The organism is Pelagerythrobacter marinus (assembly GCF_034375205.1).
Classification (GTDB): domain Bacteria; phylum Pseudomonadota; class Alphaproteobacteria; order Sphingomonadales; family Sphingomonadaceae; genus Pelagerythrobacter; species Pelagerythrobacter marinus.
Window position 1 is genome coordinate 833,662 of the sequence record NZ_CP139719.1, and the last position, 13,047, is coordinate 846,708.

General features: G+C 69.5%; 21 protein-coding genes. 17 read left to right on the forward strand and 4 right to left on the reverse strand.

Going from position 1 to position 13,047, the window contains the following annotated elements:
* Window positions 1–30 precede the first annotated feature (30 nt).
* The 6 genes from T8T98_RS03895 to T8T98_RS03920 all read left to right on the forward strand — a co-directional run bounded on the left by T8T98_RS03895 (window position 31) and on the right by T8T98_RS03920 (window position 3,499).
* Window positions 31–948, forward strand: coding sequence for a heme o synthase (locus T8T98_RS03895; protein WP_251104009.1), 918 nt, complete (start codon window positions 31–33; stop codon window positions 946–948).
* The gene (locus tag T8T98_RS03900) at window positions 945–1,070 is read left to right on the forward strand and encodes a hypothetical protein (RefSeq protein ID WP_272916359.1); all 126 of its coding nucleotides are present in this window, start codon (window positions 945–947) and stop codon (window positions 1,068–1,070) included. The genes T8T98_RS03895 and T8T98_RS03900 overlap by 4 nt, the downstream gene beginning before the upstream one ends.
* Before the next feature lie 3 nt (window positions 1,071–1,073).
* Complete coding sequence (locus T8T98_RS03905) at window positions 1,074–1,658, forward strand: cytochrome c oxidase assembly protein (RefSeq protein ID WP_160732240.1); 585 nt, start codon at window positions 1,074–1,076, stop codon at window positions 1,656–1,658.
* A gap of 64 nt (window positions 1,659–1,722) precedes the next feature.
* Window positions 1,723–2,544, forward strand: a complete 822-nt coding sequence (locus T8T98_RS03910) for a cytochrome c oxidase subunit 3 (RefSeq protein WP_160732241.1) — start codon at window positions 1,723–1,725, stop codon at window positions 2,542–2,544.
* Window positions 2,544–2,933, forward strand: a complete 390-nt coding sequence (locus T8T98_RS03915) for a DUF983 domain-containing protein (protein WP_251104008.1) — start codon at window positions 2,544–2,546, stop codon at window positions 2,931–2,933. Before T8T98_RS03910 ends, T8T98_RS03915 begins: the two co-directional genes overlap by 1 nt.
* A complete protein-coding gene (locus tag T8T98_RS03920) occupies window positions 2,930–3,499 on the forward strand; it encodes an SURF1 family protein (RefSeq protein ID WP_251104007.1) in 570 nt (189 codons plus the stop codon). Before T8T98_RS03915 ends, T8T98_RS03920 begins: the two co-directional genes overlap by 4 nt.
* A gap of 66 nt (window positions 3,500–3,565) precedes the next feature.
* On the opposite strand, the gene T8T98_RS03925 is transcribed toward T8T98_RS03920, so the two are convergent.
* The gene (locus T8T98_RS03925; RefSeq protein ID WP_251104006.1) at window positions 3,566–3,961 is read right to left on the reverse strand and encodes a VOC family protein; all 396 of its coding nucleotides are present in this window, start codon (window positions 3,959–3,961) and stop codon (window positions 3,566–3,568) included.
* 20 nt (window positions 3,962–3,981) lie between these two features.
* Window positions 3,982–4,461: an SRPBCC domain-containing protein gene (locus T8T98_RS03930; RefSeq protein WP_251104005.1), complete on the reverse strand. Its 480-nt coding sequence runs from the start codon at window positions 4,459–4,461 to the stop codon at window positions 3,982–3,984.
* A 49-nt stretch (window positions 4,462–4,510) separates the two neighbouring features.
* Here T8T98_RS03930 and T8T98_RS03935 point away from each other — a divergent pair, with 49 nt between their 5' ends.
* From T8T98_RS03935 to T8T98_RS03970, 8 genes are read left to right on the forward strand one after another with little or no spacing between them, the layout of a single operon-like run.
* A complete protein-coding gene (locus tag T8T98_RS03935; protein WP_251104004.1) occupies window positions 4,511–4,897 on the forward strand; it encodes an ArsR/SmtB family transcription factor in 387 nt (128 codons plus the stop codon).
* 49 nt (window positions 4,898–4,946) lie between these two features.
* Window positions 4,947–6,347: a threonine synthase gene (gene thrC / locus T8T98_RS03940; protein ID WP_251104003.1), complete on the forward strand. Its 1,401-nt coding sequence runs from the start codon at window positions 4,947–4,949 to the stop codon at window positions 6,345–6,347.
* Complete coding sequence (locus tag T8T98_RS03945; protein WP_251104002.1) at window positions 6,347–7,237, forward strand: class I SAM-dependent methyltransferase; 891 nt, start codon at window positions 6,347–6,349, stop codon at window positions 7,235–7,237. The genes thrC and T8T98_RS03945 overlap by 1 nt, the downstream gene beginning before the upstream one ends.
* 9 nt (window positions 7,238–7,246) lie before the next feature.
* Window positions 7,247–7,621, forward strand: a complete 375-nt coding sequence (locus T8T98_RS03950; protein ID WP_251104001.1) for a dihydroneopterin aldolase — start codon at window positions 7,247–7,249, stop codon at window positions 7,619–7,621.
* Window positions 7,618–7,983: a Rossmann fold domain-containing protein gene (locus T8T98_RS03955; RefSeq protein ID WP_251104000.1), complete on the forward strand. Its 366-nt coding sequence runs from the start codon at window positions 7,618–7,620 to the stop codon at window positions 7,981–7,983. Before T8T98_RS03950 ends, T8T98_RS03955 begins: the two co-directional genes overlap by 4 nt.
* A 4-nt stretch (window positions 7,984–7,987) precedes the next feature.
* On the forward strand, window positions 7,988–8,992 hold the full coding sequence (gene moaA / locus T8T98_RS03960) for a GTP 3',8-cyclase MoaA (RefSeq protein ID WP_160732615.1): 1,005 nt from the start codon (window positions 7,988–7,990) through the stop codon (window positions 8,990–8,992).
* A complete protein-coding gene (locus tag T8T98_RS03965; protein ID WP_251103999.1) occupies window positions 8,989–9,243 on the forward strand; it encodes a MoaD/ThiS family protein in 255 nt (84 codons plus the stop codon). The genes moaA and T8T98_RS03965 overlap by 4 nt, the downstream gene beginning before the upstream one ends.
* A gap of 3 nt (window positions 9,244–9,246) precedes the next feature.
* Complete coding sequence (locus T8T98_RS03970; RefSeq protein ID WP_251103998.1) at window positions 9,247–9,696, forward strand: molybdenum cofactor biosynthesis protein MoaE; 450 nt, start codon at window positions 9,247–9,249, stop codon at window positions 9,694–9,696.
* Here T8T98_RS03970 and T8T98_RS03975 read toward each other — a convergent pair.
* Window positions 9,693–10,232: a hypothetical protein gene (locus tag T8T98_RS03975; RefSeq protein ID WP_160732251.1), complete on the reverse strand. Its 540-nt coding sequence runs from the start codon at window positions 10,230–10,232 to the stop codon at window positions 9,693–9,695. The genes T8T98_RS03970 and T8T98_RS03975 overlap by 4 nt on opposite strands.
* A gap of 257 nt (window positions 10,233–10,489) precedes the next feature.
* Here T8T98_RS03975 and rplU point away from each other — a divergent pair, with 257 nt between their 5' ends.
* The 3 genes from rplU to T8T98_RS03990 all read left to right on the forward strand — a co-directional run bounded on the left by rplU (window position 10,490) and on the right by T8T98_RS03990 (window position 12,029).
* On the forward strand, window positions 10,490–11,011 hold the full coding sequence (rplU, locus tag T8T98_RS03980; RefSeq protein ID WP_322295899.1) for a 50S ribosomal protein L21: 522 nt from the start codon (window positions 10,490–10,492) through the stop codon (window positions 11,009–11,011).
* A 12-nt stretch (window positions 11,012–11,023) separates the two neighbouring features.
* Window positions 11,024–11,293 (forward strand): 50S ribosomal protein L27, encoded by a 270-nt coding sequence (gene rpmA, locus T8T98_RS03985; protein WP_160732252.1) that lies wholly within the window; start codon window positions 11,024–11,026, stop codon window positions 11,291–11,293.
* A gap of 202 nt (window positions 11,294–11,495) precedes the next feature.
* Complete coding sequence (locus tag T8T98_RS03990) at window positions 11,496–12,029, forward strand: GNAT family N-acetyltransferase (protein ID WP_160732253.1); 534 nt, start codon at window positions 11,496–11,498, stop codon at window positions 12,027–12,029.
* Between the two features lie 64 nt (window positions 12,030–12,093).
* Here T8T98_RS03990 and T8T98_RS03995 read toward each other — a convergent pair whose 3' ends face one another.
* Window positions 12,094–12,969, reverse strand: coding sequence for a metal-dependent hydrolase (locus tag T8T98_RS03995; protein ID WP_160732254.1), 876 nt, complete (start codon window positions 12,967–12,969; stop codon window positions 12,094–12,096).
* Window positions 12,970–13,047: the final 78 nt, after the last annotated feature.

Below are 13,047 nucleotides of genomic sequence, written 5' to 3' on the forward strand. Positions count from 1 at the left end.
CCTCCGCTCCGCCGGGGGCGGGAGAAAGAGATGACCGCGACCACGACCCGAATGCCGGCGGCCGACTGGCGCGATTTCTTCGCGCTGACCAAGCCGCGCGTGATGAGCCTGGTGATCTTCACCGGGCTCTGCGGCCTGCTGGCGGCGCCGGGCGCGGTCCACCCCGTGATCGGCTTCGTCGCGGTCCTGTGCATCGCGCTCGGCGCGGGCGGGGCGGCGACGCTGAACCAGTGGTGGGAGGCGGATCTCGACGCCGGGATGAAGCGCACCGCGCGCCGCCCGATCCCCGCCGGGCGCCTGCGCCGCACCGACGCGCGCGATTTCGGCGTCGCGCTGTCGGTCGGCTCGGTCCTGCTGATGGGGCTGGCGGTGAACTGGCTCTCGGCCGCGATCCTCGCGCTTTCGATCGTCTACTACGCGCTCGTCTATACTGTCTGGCTGAAACCGCGCACGCCGCAGAACATCGTGATCGGCGGCGGGGCGGGGGCCTTTCCGCCGATGATCGGCTGGGTCGCGGTGACCGGCGAGATCACGGCCATGCCGATCCTGCTGTTCGCGATCATCTTCATGTGGACGCCCCCGCATTTCTGGGCGCTGGCGCTGTTCGTGCAGTCCGATTACGCCAAGGTCGGCATCCCGATGATGCCGGTGGTCAGGGGCGAGCGTTCGACCCGGCGCCAGATCCTCGCCTATTCGCTGCTGCTGGTGCCGCTGGCGATGGCGCCGTGGTTGATCGGCGGCACGGGCGTGATCTATGGCGGCGCGGCGGCGGCGCTGACCGCGTTGTTCGTGCTGTTCTCGCTGCCGGTGGCCCTGCGCGAATCGGGCGAGGGCGACCCGATGCGGCCGGAAAAACGCCTGTTCGGATACAGCGTGCTGTACCTGTTCGTGCTGTTCGCCGCGCTGGTGGCCGACCGCGTGGCGCAAAACCAAGGATGGATCGCATGACACCCGAAGAGCAGGAAGAGTTCAAGCGGCGGCGCAAGGGCCGCAACCTGGCGCTCGCGGTGGTGCTCGGTTTCTTCGTCGTGCTGTTCTACGTCCTCACCTTCGTCAAGATGGGGGACTGACCGATGACGAGCGCCACTCTCCAGCGCAGGAACATGCGGGTGGGGATGCTGAGCTTCCTCGCCGCCGCGGGCATGGTCGGCCTCGGCTATGCCGCGGTCCCGCTCTACCAGCTTTTCTGCCAGGTCACCGGTTTCGGCGGCACGACCCAGCGCGCGACCGAGGCGGAGGCGGACCTCGCCGCGCGCATGGCGCAGAGCGCCGGCGCGCGCACGATCTCGGTCCGGTTCGACGCGACCACATCGCACTCGATGCCCTGGACCTTCGCGCCCGAGAAGGTGACCGAGACGGTCCAGATCGGGGAGCGCGACATGGCCTTCTTCGTCGCGCGCAACGACAGCGCCGAACCGATCACCGGCACCGCCACCTTCAACGTCGAGCCCGAGCAGACGGGCAAGTATTTCAACAAGATCCAGTGCTTCTGCTTCACCGAGCAGACGCTGCAGCCGGGGGAGGAAGTGCGCATGCCGGTGCTGTTCTTCGTCGATCCGGCGATCATGGACGATCCCAACGCGCAAGGCGTGGAACAGATCACGCTGAGCTATACCTTCCACCGCAAATCCGAACCCGCCTCGGCGGACACACCCTAGGACTGGACCAAAGCCGCGCCGCCGATTAAGGGCCGCGCAACCGTTTAGACAGGACCTGCGATCAATGGCCGGAACCAAGAACCACGATTACCACATTCTTCCCCCCGACATCTGGCCGCTGATCGGCTCGCTGTCGGCGCTGGTCTTCACCAGCGGGATGGTGCTCTACATGCACGAAATGGCGAACTGGCAGGTCGTCGTCGGCCTCGGCATTGCCGGCCTGATCGCCACGTTCTTCAGCTGGTTCGGCAATATCGTGAAAGAGGCGCAGGCCGGCGATCACACGCCGGTGGTGCAGCTTCACATGCGCTACGGCATGATCCTGTTCATCGCGTCGGAAGTGATGTTCTTCGTCGGCTGGTTCTGGAGCTGGTTCGATTTCGCCCTGTTCCCGAGCGAGATTTCCGAAGTCGTCGGCGGCCAGTTCCCGCCGGTCGCGATCGAGGCGGTGATGAACCCGTTCGACCTGCCGCTGCTCAACACGCTGATCCTGCTGTGTTCGGGCACCACGGTCACCTGGGCGCACCACTCGCTGATCCACGGCGACCGCGAAGGGCTGAAGAAGGGCCTATGGCTGACGATCCTGCTGGGCGTGCTGTTCAGCTGCATCCAGGCCTACGAATACATGCACGCCCCGTTCGCCTTCGGCGGCAACACCTACAGCTCGGCCTTCTACATGGCGACCGGCTTCCACGGGTTCCACGTCCTGGTCGGCACGATCTTCCTGATCGTCTGCCTCGTGCGCACCTACAAGGGGCACTTCACCCCGCGCCAGCACTTCGGTTTCGAAGCGGCCGCGTGGTACTGGCACTTCGTCGACGTCGTGTGGCTGTTCCTGTTCGTCACCGTCTATATCTGGGGCAGCTGGGGCGCACCGGTCCATTGATGGACGGGCGCGAGCCAGGCACGGAAAAGGGGCAGCCCGGCACCGCCGCGGCTGCCCTTTTCGGTCTGTGCCCGCGTTGCGCGGGCAAGACGCTGTTCGCGCGCGGCATCCGGTTCGACCGGCGGTGCCGCGCCTGCGGCCTCGATTACGAGCGGTTCAACGTGGGCGACGGGCCCGCGGCCTTCCTGACGCTGGCGATCGGCGCGCTGATAACCGGGCTGGCGATCTGGCTGGAACTGGCGGTGCAGCCGCCGTTCTGGGTCCATGTCCTGCTGTGGGTGCCGATCACCGCGCTGGCGGTGGTCTTCGGCCTGCGCGTCGCGAAAGCCTGGCTGATCGGGGCCGAGTATCGCAATGCCGCGCGCGAGGCGGGCGGGCGCGCGCCATGACCCGCAAGGTCCCGGTCCTGCCGACGATCCTGGTGCTGGCGGCGGTCGCGACGATGGTCGCGCTCGGGTTCTGGCAGCTCGACCGGATGCGGCAGAAAGAGGCGCTGCTCGCACGCTACGAGGGCGCGCGCACGATGTTGGCCGCGGTTCCCTGGCCGGCCGACGCGCAGGCGGCGCAGCGGCACCTGTTCCGCCACGCGCAGCTCGATTGCCGGCGCGTGCTCGCGCTGTCCAGCCGCGCGGGCACCGCGGCCGACGGTCGCAAGGGCTGGGCCCACATCGCCCGCTGCGCGATCGGCGGCGGGCGCGAGGCGGATATCGCGATCGGATGGTCCGAACGCCCGGTCGCGCCCGAATGGCAGGGCGGCACGGTCGAAGGGGTCATCGCCCCCGGGCCGCGGCTGGTCGCCGGCCGCCCGGTCGCCGGGCTGGCCCCGCTGGCGCCGCCCGACCCGGCGATGGTGCCCAACAACCACCTCGCCTACGCCGGGCAGTGGTTCTTCTTCGCGGTCACCGCGCTGGCGATCTACTGGCTCGCGCTGCGCCGCCGCTGGCGCGGCGCATGAGGGCGGGGCGCCGCCGCTGGCGCGGCGCCTGAGGGCGGGGCGCCGCGCCCGAACCAGCCGAAGGCCTTACGCGCAGTTGAGCTGCCACGAGACGCCGAAATGGTCGCTGACCCAGGCGAAGAGCCGGCTGAAGCCGTAGTTTCCGACCGGCATCATCGTCGCCCCGTCCTGCGCCAGGGCTTCGGCGAGGGTGCGGACTTCGTCCTCGTCCGCGCATTCGACATGGAACGAGAACGACGGGGTGAACGTGAAATCGTGGACCGGCGGGCTGTCGAGCACCATGATCTCCTGCCCGGCCAGCGTCAGGCGCGCGCTCTTGAACCGGCCGGCGGGCACCTGTTCGCCTTCGCCGTAGCGCTCCACCCGATCCACTTCGGCGCCGGGGATCGTGGCGCGGTAGAATTCCAGCGCCGCCTCGGCGTCGCCCTGGAACATCAGGAAAGGCAGGACGGACCTGGGCATCGGCAATCTCCCTCGTAAAGCTACTTGTAGAAACCTTCGCGCAAGTTGATCCCGTGTTCCAGCCAGGCCTTCATCGCGGCCAGCATCCCGGTCCACCCTTCGCAATTGTTGTACGAACTGCGCCATCCGCCCGGCGTGTCGCGCCAGCCTTCCTCGGCGATCTCGACCAGCGTGCGCCCGTCGCCGGTCGGCTTGAACAGCATGGTCACCGTGGTCCGGTAATCGGCATCGTGCAGCCTGGCGCCGATCTCGCCGCTCTCGGCTTCCTGCGCGGCCCATTCCAGGACGATCTTCTCGTTCGGCACAACCTCGACCACCTCGACCGGGAAGGCGCCGGGAACGTCGGCGAATTCCCACATCACGGTGGCCCCGGTTCCCAGCCGGCCCTGCGCCCCGCCGGTGGTGAAGAAGCGCGACAGCTGGCCGGGATCGGCGACCGCTTCGAACACTTCGTCCACCGGCTTCGCGATCCGGCCCGAGACCCTGAAATTCACCTGCATGATCGACGCTCCTCTTGAGTCGCGGCCAATTATGTTATAAAAACATAACATGTCAAACGAAGACGAGCTCGACCGTGTTTTCAAGGCCCTGGCCAACCGCGTGCGGCGCGAGATCTGCGACGCGCTGAAGCTGCGGCCGCTGACCACCAAGCAATTGTGCGCCGCCTTTCCCGCGATCGACCGGACCACGGTGATGATGCACCTGCGCGTGCTCGAACGGGCCGGGCTGGTGGTCGCGGTGCGCAAGGGACGCGAGCGGTTCAATCACCTCGACGCCATGCCGATCCAGGCGATCCACGAACGCTGGATCGGGCCCCACGCGGCCGCCGCCGCCGCCGGGCTCGGCCGCCTGAAGCGCGGGCTGGAGGGGGCCGGCGAAGCGCGCGCCGATACCTCGGCGGCGGGCGGAAAGAAGCAAACCCACGGCGCGGCCTAGGCTCTGTTGCTTGCGGGGCGTGCGGGGCGCGGCTAGTCGCTTCGCCCTGATGGAATATGTCTCTACCCGCGGCAGCGCCCCGGCGCTCGATTTCGAAGGGGTCACCCTGGCCGGCCTCGCCGGCGACGGCGGGCTCTACCTCCCGCGCGAATGGCCGCGGCTCTCGCGCGCGGAGATCGCGGCGCTCGCCGGGCTGCCTTACCCGGTCCTGGCGGCGCGGATCATGCAGCCTTTCGTCGGCGGCAGCCTGTCCGCCGACCGGCTGCTGGCGCTGTGCGAGGAAGCCTATGGCCGCTTCGCGCACGATGCGGTGACGCCGCTGGTCCAGCTCGACCAGCGCCACTGGCTGCTCGAACTGTTCCACGGGCCGACGCTGGCGTTCAAGGACGTCGCGCTGCAATTGCTGGGCCTGCTGTTCGAGGAATTCCTCGGCCGCAAGGGCGGGCACCTGACGATCGTCGGCGCGACCAGCGGCGATACCGGGTCGGCCGCGATCGACGCGGTCGCGGGGCGCGAGGGGGTGGAGATCTTCATGCTCCATCCGAAAGGGCGCGTCAGCGACGTCCAGCGCCGGCAGATGACGACGGTGCTGGCGCCCAACGTCCACAATATCGCGATCGACGGCAGCTTCGACGATGCCCAGGCGATGGTGAAGCGCATGTTCGCCGACCCGGCGCTGTCCGGCCGGTTCGCGCTGGGGGCGGTCAATTCGATCAACTGGGCGCGCCTGATGGCGCAAGTGGTCTATTACTTCGCCGCCGCGCTGCAGTTCGGCGCCCCGGGGCGCAAGGTCGCCTTCTCCGTCCCGACGGGCAATTTCGGCGATGTCTTCGCCGGCTACGTCGCCGCGCGCATGGGCTTGCCGATCGAACGGCTGGTGGTCGCCACCAATGTCAACGACATCCTCCACCGCGCGCTGGCGGACGGCGACTATTCGGCGGGCGAGGTGACGCCCACCGCGGCGCCTTCGATGGATATCCAGGTCAGTTCGAACTTCGAACGCCTGCTGTTCGATGCCGGCGGGCGCGACGGGGCGGCGCTGGCCGAACAGATGAAGGGGTTCGAAGCGACCCGGTCGATGCGGCTCACCAATGCCCAGCGCCAGGGTGCGGCGGCGCTGTTCGCCAGCGCGCGGGCCGATGCCGACGACATGGCCCAGGCGATCCGCTGGGCCTGGGACCGCGGCGGCCAGACGATCGATCCGCACACCGCGATCGGCCTCCACGCCGCGCAGCGGCAGCAGGACCTGCCGGCCGATGTGCCGATCGTCACCCTTGCCACCGCGCACCCGGCCAAGTTCCGCGACGCGGTCGAGCGCGCGACCGGTTTCCGCCCGGCCTTGCCCGCGCGGGTGGGCGAACTGTTCGAGCGCGAGGAGCGGATGGTCGAGCTGCCCGGCGAATACGATGCGATCGCGGCCCATGTCGCCGCCCACGCGACGCCGCGCTGATGGCGCAGCTGGTCGAACAGCCGCTGGTCATGGCGGGGGAGGGCTGGGACGACTACGGCCTCGTCGATAGCGGCCACGGGCGCAAGCTCGAACGCTACGGCCCCTGGCGCTTCGTGCGCCCCGAACCCCAGGCGATGTGGGCCCCGCGCGATGCCGGCTGGCAGGCGCACGGCGAATTCGTGCCCGGCTCGGACGAGGATGGCGGCGGGCGCTGGCAGTTCGCGCAGGACGTGCCGCGCGAAGGCTGGCCGCTGGCGTGGGAAGGCGTGCGTTTCACCGCGCAGTGCACGCCGTTCCGCCACCTCGGCTTCTTTCCCGACATGGCGCCGGTCTGGCGCTGGATGGGCGACCAGCTCGATGGGCGGGACGATGCGGAGCTGCTCAACCTGTTCGGCTATACCGGGGTCGGCACGCTCGCGCTCAGCCGGTTCGGGCGGGTTGCCCATGTCGATGCGTCGAAGAAGTCGGTCGCCCAGGCGCGGGCCAACGCGGCGCTTTCGGGGCTGGAGGACCGGCCGGTGCGCTGGCTGGTGGACGACGCGGCGAAGTTCGCCGCGCGCGAGGTGCGGCGCGGGCGGCGCTACGACGGGATCATCCTCGATCCGCCCAAGTTCGGGCGCGGGCCGGGCGGCGAAGTCTGGCGGCTGGAGGAAGGCCTGCCGGGCCTCGTCGCCGACTGCCGCCGCCTGCTCGACGATCGCAGCCGGTTCCTGTTCCTGACCGTCTATGCCGTGCGGATGAGCAGCCTGGCGCTGGGCGGACTGCTTGCCTCGGCGCTGAAGGACCTGCCGGGGCAGATCCAACACGGCGACCTTTCGCTGCGCGAAGAAGGCAAAGATCCCCGCCTCCTCCCCACCGCGATCTTCGCACGCTGGTCGAATAAGGGCTAAGCGCTGGAAATGGCCGATTCGCTGATCCTCGAAGTCGCCGATCTCGAACACGATGTCCTGACCGGGATCTACTCGGAAGAGACGGGCAAGCCGCAGCCGCTGCGAATCACGATCCAGGCCCGGCTGAAGTGCGCGCCGCACTACGCCCCCGACACCCCGCTCGATGCGAGCAAGAACTACATGGACCTCAAGTTCGCCGCCACCGAGGCTCTGCCTCCCGGCGTCCATTTCAAGCTGATCGAAGCGGTCGCGGACCACATCTGCGAAACGCTGTTCCTCCAGGACGACCGGGTCGAGGCGGTGACGGTCAAGATCGTCAAGCTCGCCATCGCCGAAGCGGGGGAGCGGATCGGTATCACCCTGACGCGCGAGCGGCGCGGATGAAGGTGATCGCGGTCGACGACCTGCCCGGCGATCCCCTGGCGGCGGCGGCCGTATTCCACCAGCACTGGCTGCCCTTTGCCGAAGAGATCCTGGCTTCGGGCGAGGACCTGCTGCTGGTGTTCGCCCCGGCCGATCACGCGCATGGCGGCTGGCGCCGCGCCGCGGTGGCCGCGCTGGCGCGAAAGCACGCGCCGCGCCGGGTCAACGCCGTCGCGTCCCCCGGCTCCGCCAGCCTCGCCGCCGCGCAGCGCTATCTTGCCGAGGCGCCGGGGGTGACGGGACAGTACCTGCCGCTGGCGCCCCCCGGAGAAGCCGGCGGAGGCGACGGCGGTGGCCAGCGCGCACCGGATGGGGCAGGGTAGCGCGATGGACGTGCAGGCGCCCCTGGTCGACGGTCACTGCCGCAGGATCGATTACCTGCGCCTGTCGGTGACCGACCGCTGCGACTTGCGGTGCACCTATTGCATGCCCGAACGGATGCAGTTCCTCCCGCGCCGGGACATCCTGACGCTGGAGGAGCTTCACCGGCTCGCGCTTGGCTTCATCGCGCGCGGCGTGCGCCGCATCCGGCTGACCGGCGGCGAGCCGCTGGTGCGGCGCGACGTCATGGACCTCGTCCGTGCCCTGGGCCGGCAACTGGGGCAGGGGCTGGAGGAACTGACGCTCACGACCAACGGGCTGCAACTGGCGCGCCATGCCGATGGGCTGGCCGCCGCCGGCGTTCGCCGGATCAACGTGTCGCTCGACACGCTGGAGCCGGAAACCTTCGCCCGGCTCGCGCGGCGCGACCGGCTGGCCGACGTCCTGGCCGGGATAGAGGCCGCGCGGGCCGCGGGCCTCTCGGTCAAGATCAACACCGTCGCCTTGCGCGGCGTGAACGATCACGCGATCCCCGATCTCGTCGCCTGGGCGCATGGCCAGGGGCATGCGATCACCCTGATCGAGGTCATGCCGCTGGGCGAGGTGGAGGAGGATCGCTTCGATCGCTACCTGCCGCTGGATACCGTCCGGGCCGCGCTCGAAGCACGCTGGACCCTGACGCCCTCCGCCCACCGGACCGGCGGACCGGCCCGCTATGCCGATATTGCCGAAACCGGGGGACGGGTCGGCTTCATCACGCCCTTGAGCGCCAATTTCTGCGACGGCTGCAACCGCGTCCGCGTCACCGCGACCGGGCAGCTCTATCCCTGCCTCGGCGGGGCGGAGCGCGTCGACCTGCGCGCGGCGCTGCGTTCGGGCGAGGACGACGAGCCGCTCGATCGCGCGCTGGACGAGGCCATGCGGATCAAGCCCGCGCGTCATCACTTCCGCATCGATGCCCCCGCCGCCGCCCCGGCGCAGCCGCGGCACATGTCGGTGACGGGCGGATGAAGATGGTCTTCCTCGGCAAGCTGGCGGATCTCGCCGGCACCGGCGAGCACGTGATCGCCACCAGCGAGCGGTGCGACTGGCCGGCTCTGGAGCGCCATCTCGCCCGCGTCGGCGGCGACGCCCTGGTCGAGGCGGTCCGCGCGCCCGGCGTCAAGCTGGCGATCAACGGCACGCTGCTGGTCGACAAGCGGGATCTGTCCGCCGGGGAGGGGGACGAGGTCGCGTTCCTCCCGCCGGTAAGCGGGGGCTGAGCGATGCGCGACGTGCGCCTGCTCTCCGCGCCGTTCGATCCCGGCGCGCCGGGCGAGGAACTGGCGGCCCGATGCCCCGGGGCGGGGGCGATCACCACGTTCGTGGGCCGCGTGCGCGCCGGCGGCGGGGTCGAGGCGCTGGAACTGCAGCACTACGCGCCGCTGACCCTGCCGGGCATGGAGGCGCTGGCGGATAGCGCGTTGGCCCGTTTCGGGCTGATGGGACTGGTCCTCCTCCACCGGGTCGGGCGGCTGGCGCCGGGCGAGCCGATCGTCTGCGTCGCGGCCGCGGCGCGGCATCGCCGCGCGGCGATCGAGGCGGTCGATTACTGCATGGACCACCTCAAGTCCGCCGCCTGGTTCTGGAAGCGCGAGAAGCGCGGCGACGGCTGGCACTGGATCGAGCCGCGGGCCGAGGATCGACGCGACCTGCGCCGCTGGGCGACGGGCTAGAGCGCCGCGCGAAGCCGGGCCAGGATTGCGTCCTGCTCGCCCACCAGGGCGGTCACCGCGTCCCGGGCCGCGGCGATCGGCGCGCGTGCTTCGAACGTCAGCGTGGCCTGGGCATAGAGGGCGTCGAGATCGCCCAGGGCAATGGCCGTGCGGCTGCGATGCGAATCGAGGTCGGCCAGCGCGACTTGCGCCGCGGCATAGCGGTCGGTTTCGACCGGAGCGCCGCCGGCGGCCCGGACCGCGCGCCGCGCCGTCGGCAAGGCCTCGCGGAACGCCGAATGCGCGCTCTCGCCTTCCGCGCGCAGCTGCGCCACGCGGGCGAGCAGTTCGGCGCTGGGCGGTGCGGGGGCCGGCGGCGGATCGGCCGGCTCCGGCGCCTCCAGGCTGCCGCCGACACGTTCGGCATCGCGAATGGCGAGCGAGGGATAGTCGCCGCCCCCGGCGGCGCAGGCGGCCAGCGGCGCGGCCAGCAGAAGCGCCGCGATGTGGCGGGGCGCGCGGGCTGTCGGGGCGGGGCGGATGGCGGCGGGCCTCATGCTTCGTGCTCTAGCACGCTCGCCGCCCAGTTCCACCGGTGACTTGCCGGCGACGGCTTGCCGGCGTGCGGCCGGCCTGCGATGAACTGCCGAGATAACCGGGAAGACGAAGGCGCTTCGTGCCGATTCCGCCGTTGACTTGTCCGACCGCTTCCCTTAACGGCACCCATCTTTCCGGGAGCCGCCATGCGCGGCGCATCGGACGCGCCCCTTCCACGAAGGCGGGGGCACAAGCAACGAGATTGGAAGTAAGCACCATGTTCGCAGTAGTGCGCACGGGCGGCAAGCAATATCGGGTTGCCGCCGGAGACAAGATCGCGGTCGAAAAGCTCGCCGGGGAAGCCGGCGACACGGTGACGCTGGGCGATGTCCTGCTCGCGGGTGAAGGCGACAAGATCGCCGACGCGTCGAAGGTTGCCGTTTCGGCCGAGATCATTGCCCAGGCGAAGGGCGAGAAGGTGGTGGTGTTCAAGAAGCGCCGCCGCCACAACTATCGTCGCAAGGCCGGGCACCGTCAGCAGCTGACGCTGCTGCGCATTACCGCGGTCGGCGATTCCAAGGCCGCGCCGAAGAAGGACGCTGCCGAAGCCGCGCCGAAGAAGGCTGCGCCGGCCAAGAAGGCCGAAGCCGCCGAGAAGAAGCCGGCCGAAAAGAAGGCCGCTCCGAAGAAGGCCGCTCCGAAGAAGGCCGCTCCGAAGAAGGCCGCTCCGAAGAAGGAAGGCGCCGCCGAGAAGGCGCCGGCCAAGAAGGCTGCGGCCAAGTCCGAAGCCAAGAAGTAAGGATCACGAACGATGGCACATAAGAAAGCAGGCGGTTCGTCGCGTAACGGTCGCGATTCGGCTGGCCGTCGCCTGGGCGTGAAGAAGTTCGGCAGCCAGGGCGTGATCCCGGGCAACATTATCGTGCGTCAGCGCGGGACCAAGTTCTATCCGGGCGCCAACGTCGGGATGGGCAAGGACCACACGCTGTTTGCGCTCGCCGAAGGCGTGGTGCGATTCCACTCGGGCAAGCTCGGCCGCAAATACGTATCGGTCGACATGCTGGCGCAAGCCGCGGAATAACCGGACGATCCGATAAGGGGATCGTCCAAACGGGACGGTCCCAGCCGGCGCCACGTGCCGGCAGACGAAGAGGGAGATGGGGCCGACCCGTCTCCCTCTTGTCGTATCTCCCTCTCGTATCGGCGAATATTTCGCCGCCGCCATGCCACTGTCATCGACCCGCACTACCGGGCGGGGCGGGGGCGAAGAGGAGAGAACGCAGATGTTCCATCGCAGCCAGAGACTGCTCCTGAGACCGCCATGGCCCGAGGACTGGTGCGAGATCCTGGGCGGCATCGCCGACGAGGGTGTCGTTCGCAATCTCGCCCGTGCGCCGTGGCCCTATCGCCCGCAACATGCCCGCGAGTTCGTGTCGCGGCCGGCGACGCCGCATTACCCGCGCTTCGTCGTCGCGCGGGCGGACGATGCCGCACTGATCGGCTGTGTCGGGATCGACCCGGCCGATGGCGCCGCCGAGCTGGGGTACTGGATCGCCCGTCCCCACTGGGGCCGCGGCTACGCGACCGAAGCGGGCCGGGCCGCGCTGGAGATCGCGCGGATGCTCGGCCATTCGCGGGTCGTGGCGAGCCATTTCCTCGACAATCCCGCGTCCGGCAGGGTGCTTCGCAAGCTCGGCTTCGCACCGACCGGCGCCGTGCGGCCGCGTCACAGCTGCGGGCGCGGGGCGGACGCGCTGGCGGCCGAATATGCGCTCGACCTCGAGGGCGAGAGCGAACCGGGCATGCGCGCGGCCTAGCAAGGCGCAACGGCCGCGCGCTTGCGCGGGTGCGCCGCTTTGACGGGCGGGAGCCTGCGGGCGATTACTCGGCGGGCAGCAGGGCGTCGGCGAACTCGCCTTCGTAGCGGCCGATCAAGGCGCGATCGTCGTGGTCCCACGGGTGGAAGCCGGGCCGGAAATAGGCGAGCCAGGCGGGGAATATCCGCCGCACGATGCCCGGGCTCACGGCCAGGTACCGCAGCAGCCCCCAGCGGGCTTTCCACCCGGTGATCCCGTCCTGCGCCAGGAGGTTCAGCGAATCCTCCCACCGGTTCTTGAAGAACCGGCCGGTCACGACCAGCATCATCAGGTTGCGGACTTTCCAACGCCGCCATTTCGACCAGTCGCGCGTGGCGTGGTTCCAGGTGTCGAAGGCCACGCCCTTGTGCTCGATCTCCTCGACCGCGTGCCAGCGCCACATGTCGCGCACTTCGGCATCGGCCGATTCGAAGTGGCGCGGGTTGGCGAGAAACTCGTGCGCCATCATCGCGGTATAGTGCTCCAGCGCCATGGTCGCGGCGAGATTGAGGATCTCCGGGCGGCCCTTGGTCAGCGCGAGCAGTTCGCCGACGCGCCTGTCGATCGCCTTGATGTCGTAGCCTGCATCTTCGGCCAGCTTGTTGAAGGCGATGTGTTCGCGGGTGTGATTGATTTCCTGCTTCACGAAGGCGCGGATCTCGGCCTCGAGCTTCGGGCCGGCGCCGTCGCGATGGGCCTTCACCGCCTCGATGAAGAACGCCTCGCCGCGCGGGAACGTGGCGGACAGGGCATTGTGCCAGGCCGTGCCGAAGGGATCGCCGGCCCACCAGCGGCGGGGCTTGGTCTCGCGATTGAACCGTTCGTCGCGAATCGTGATCGACAGGTCGGCGGGCGTGGGAGCGGCGGCACGGTCCAGCGGGATGGAGGCGGGGGCGTTCATGGCAAAGGGTGACTCGGAATGATTACTGACAACAATGTCAGTAACGATACTGACAGGTATGTCAATAGCCTGCGCGCA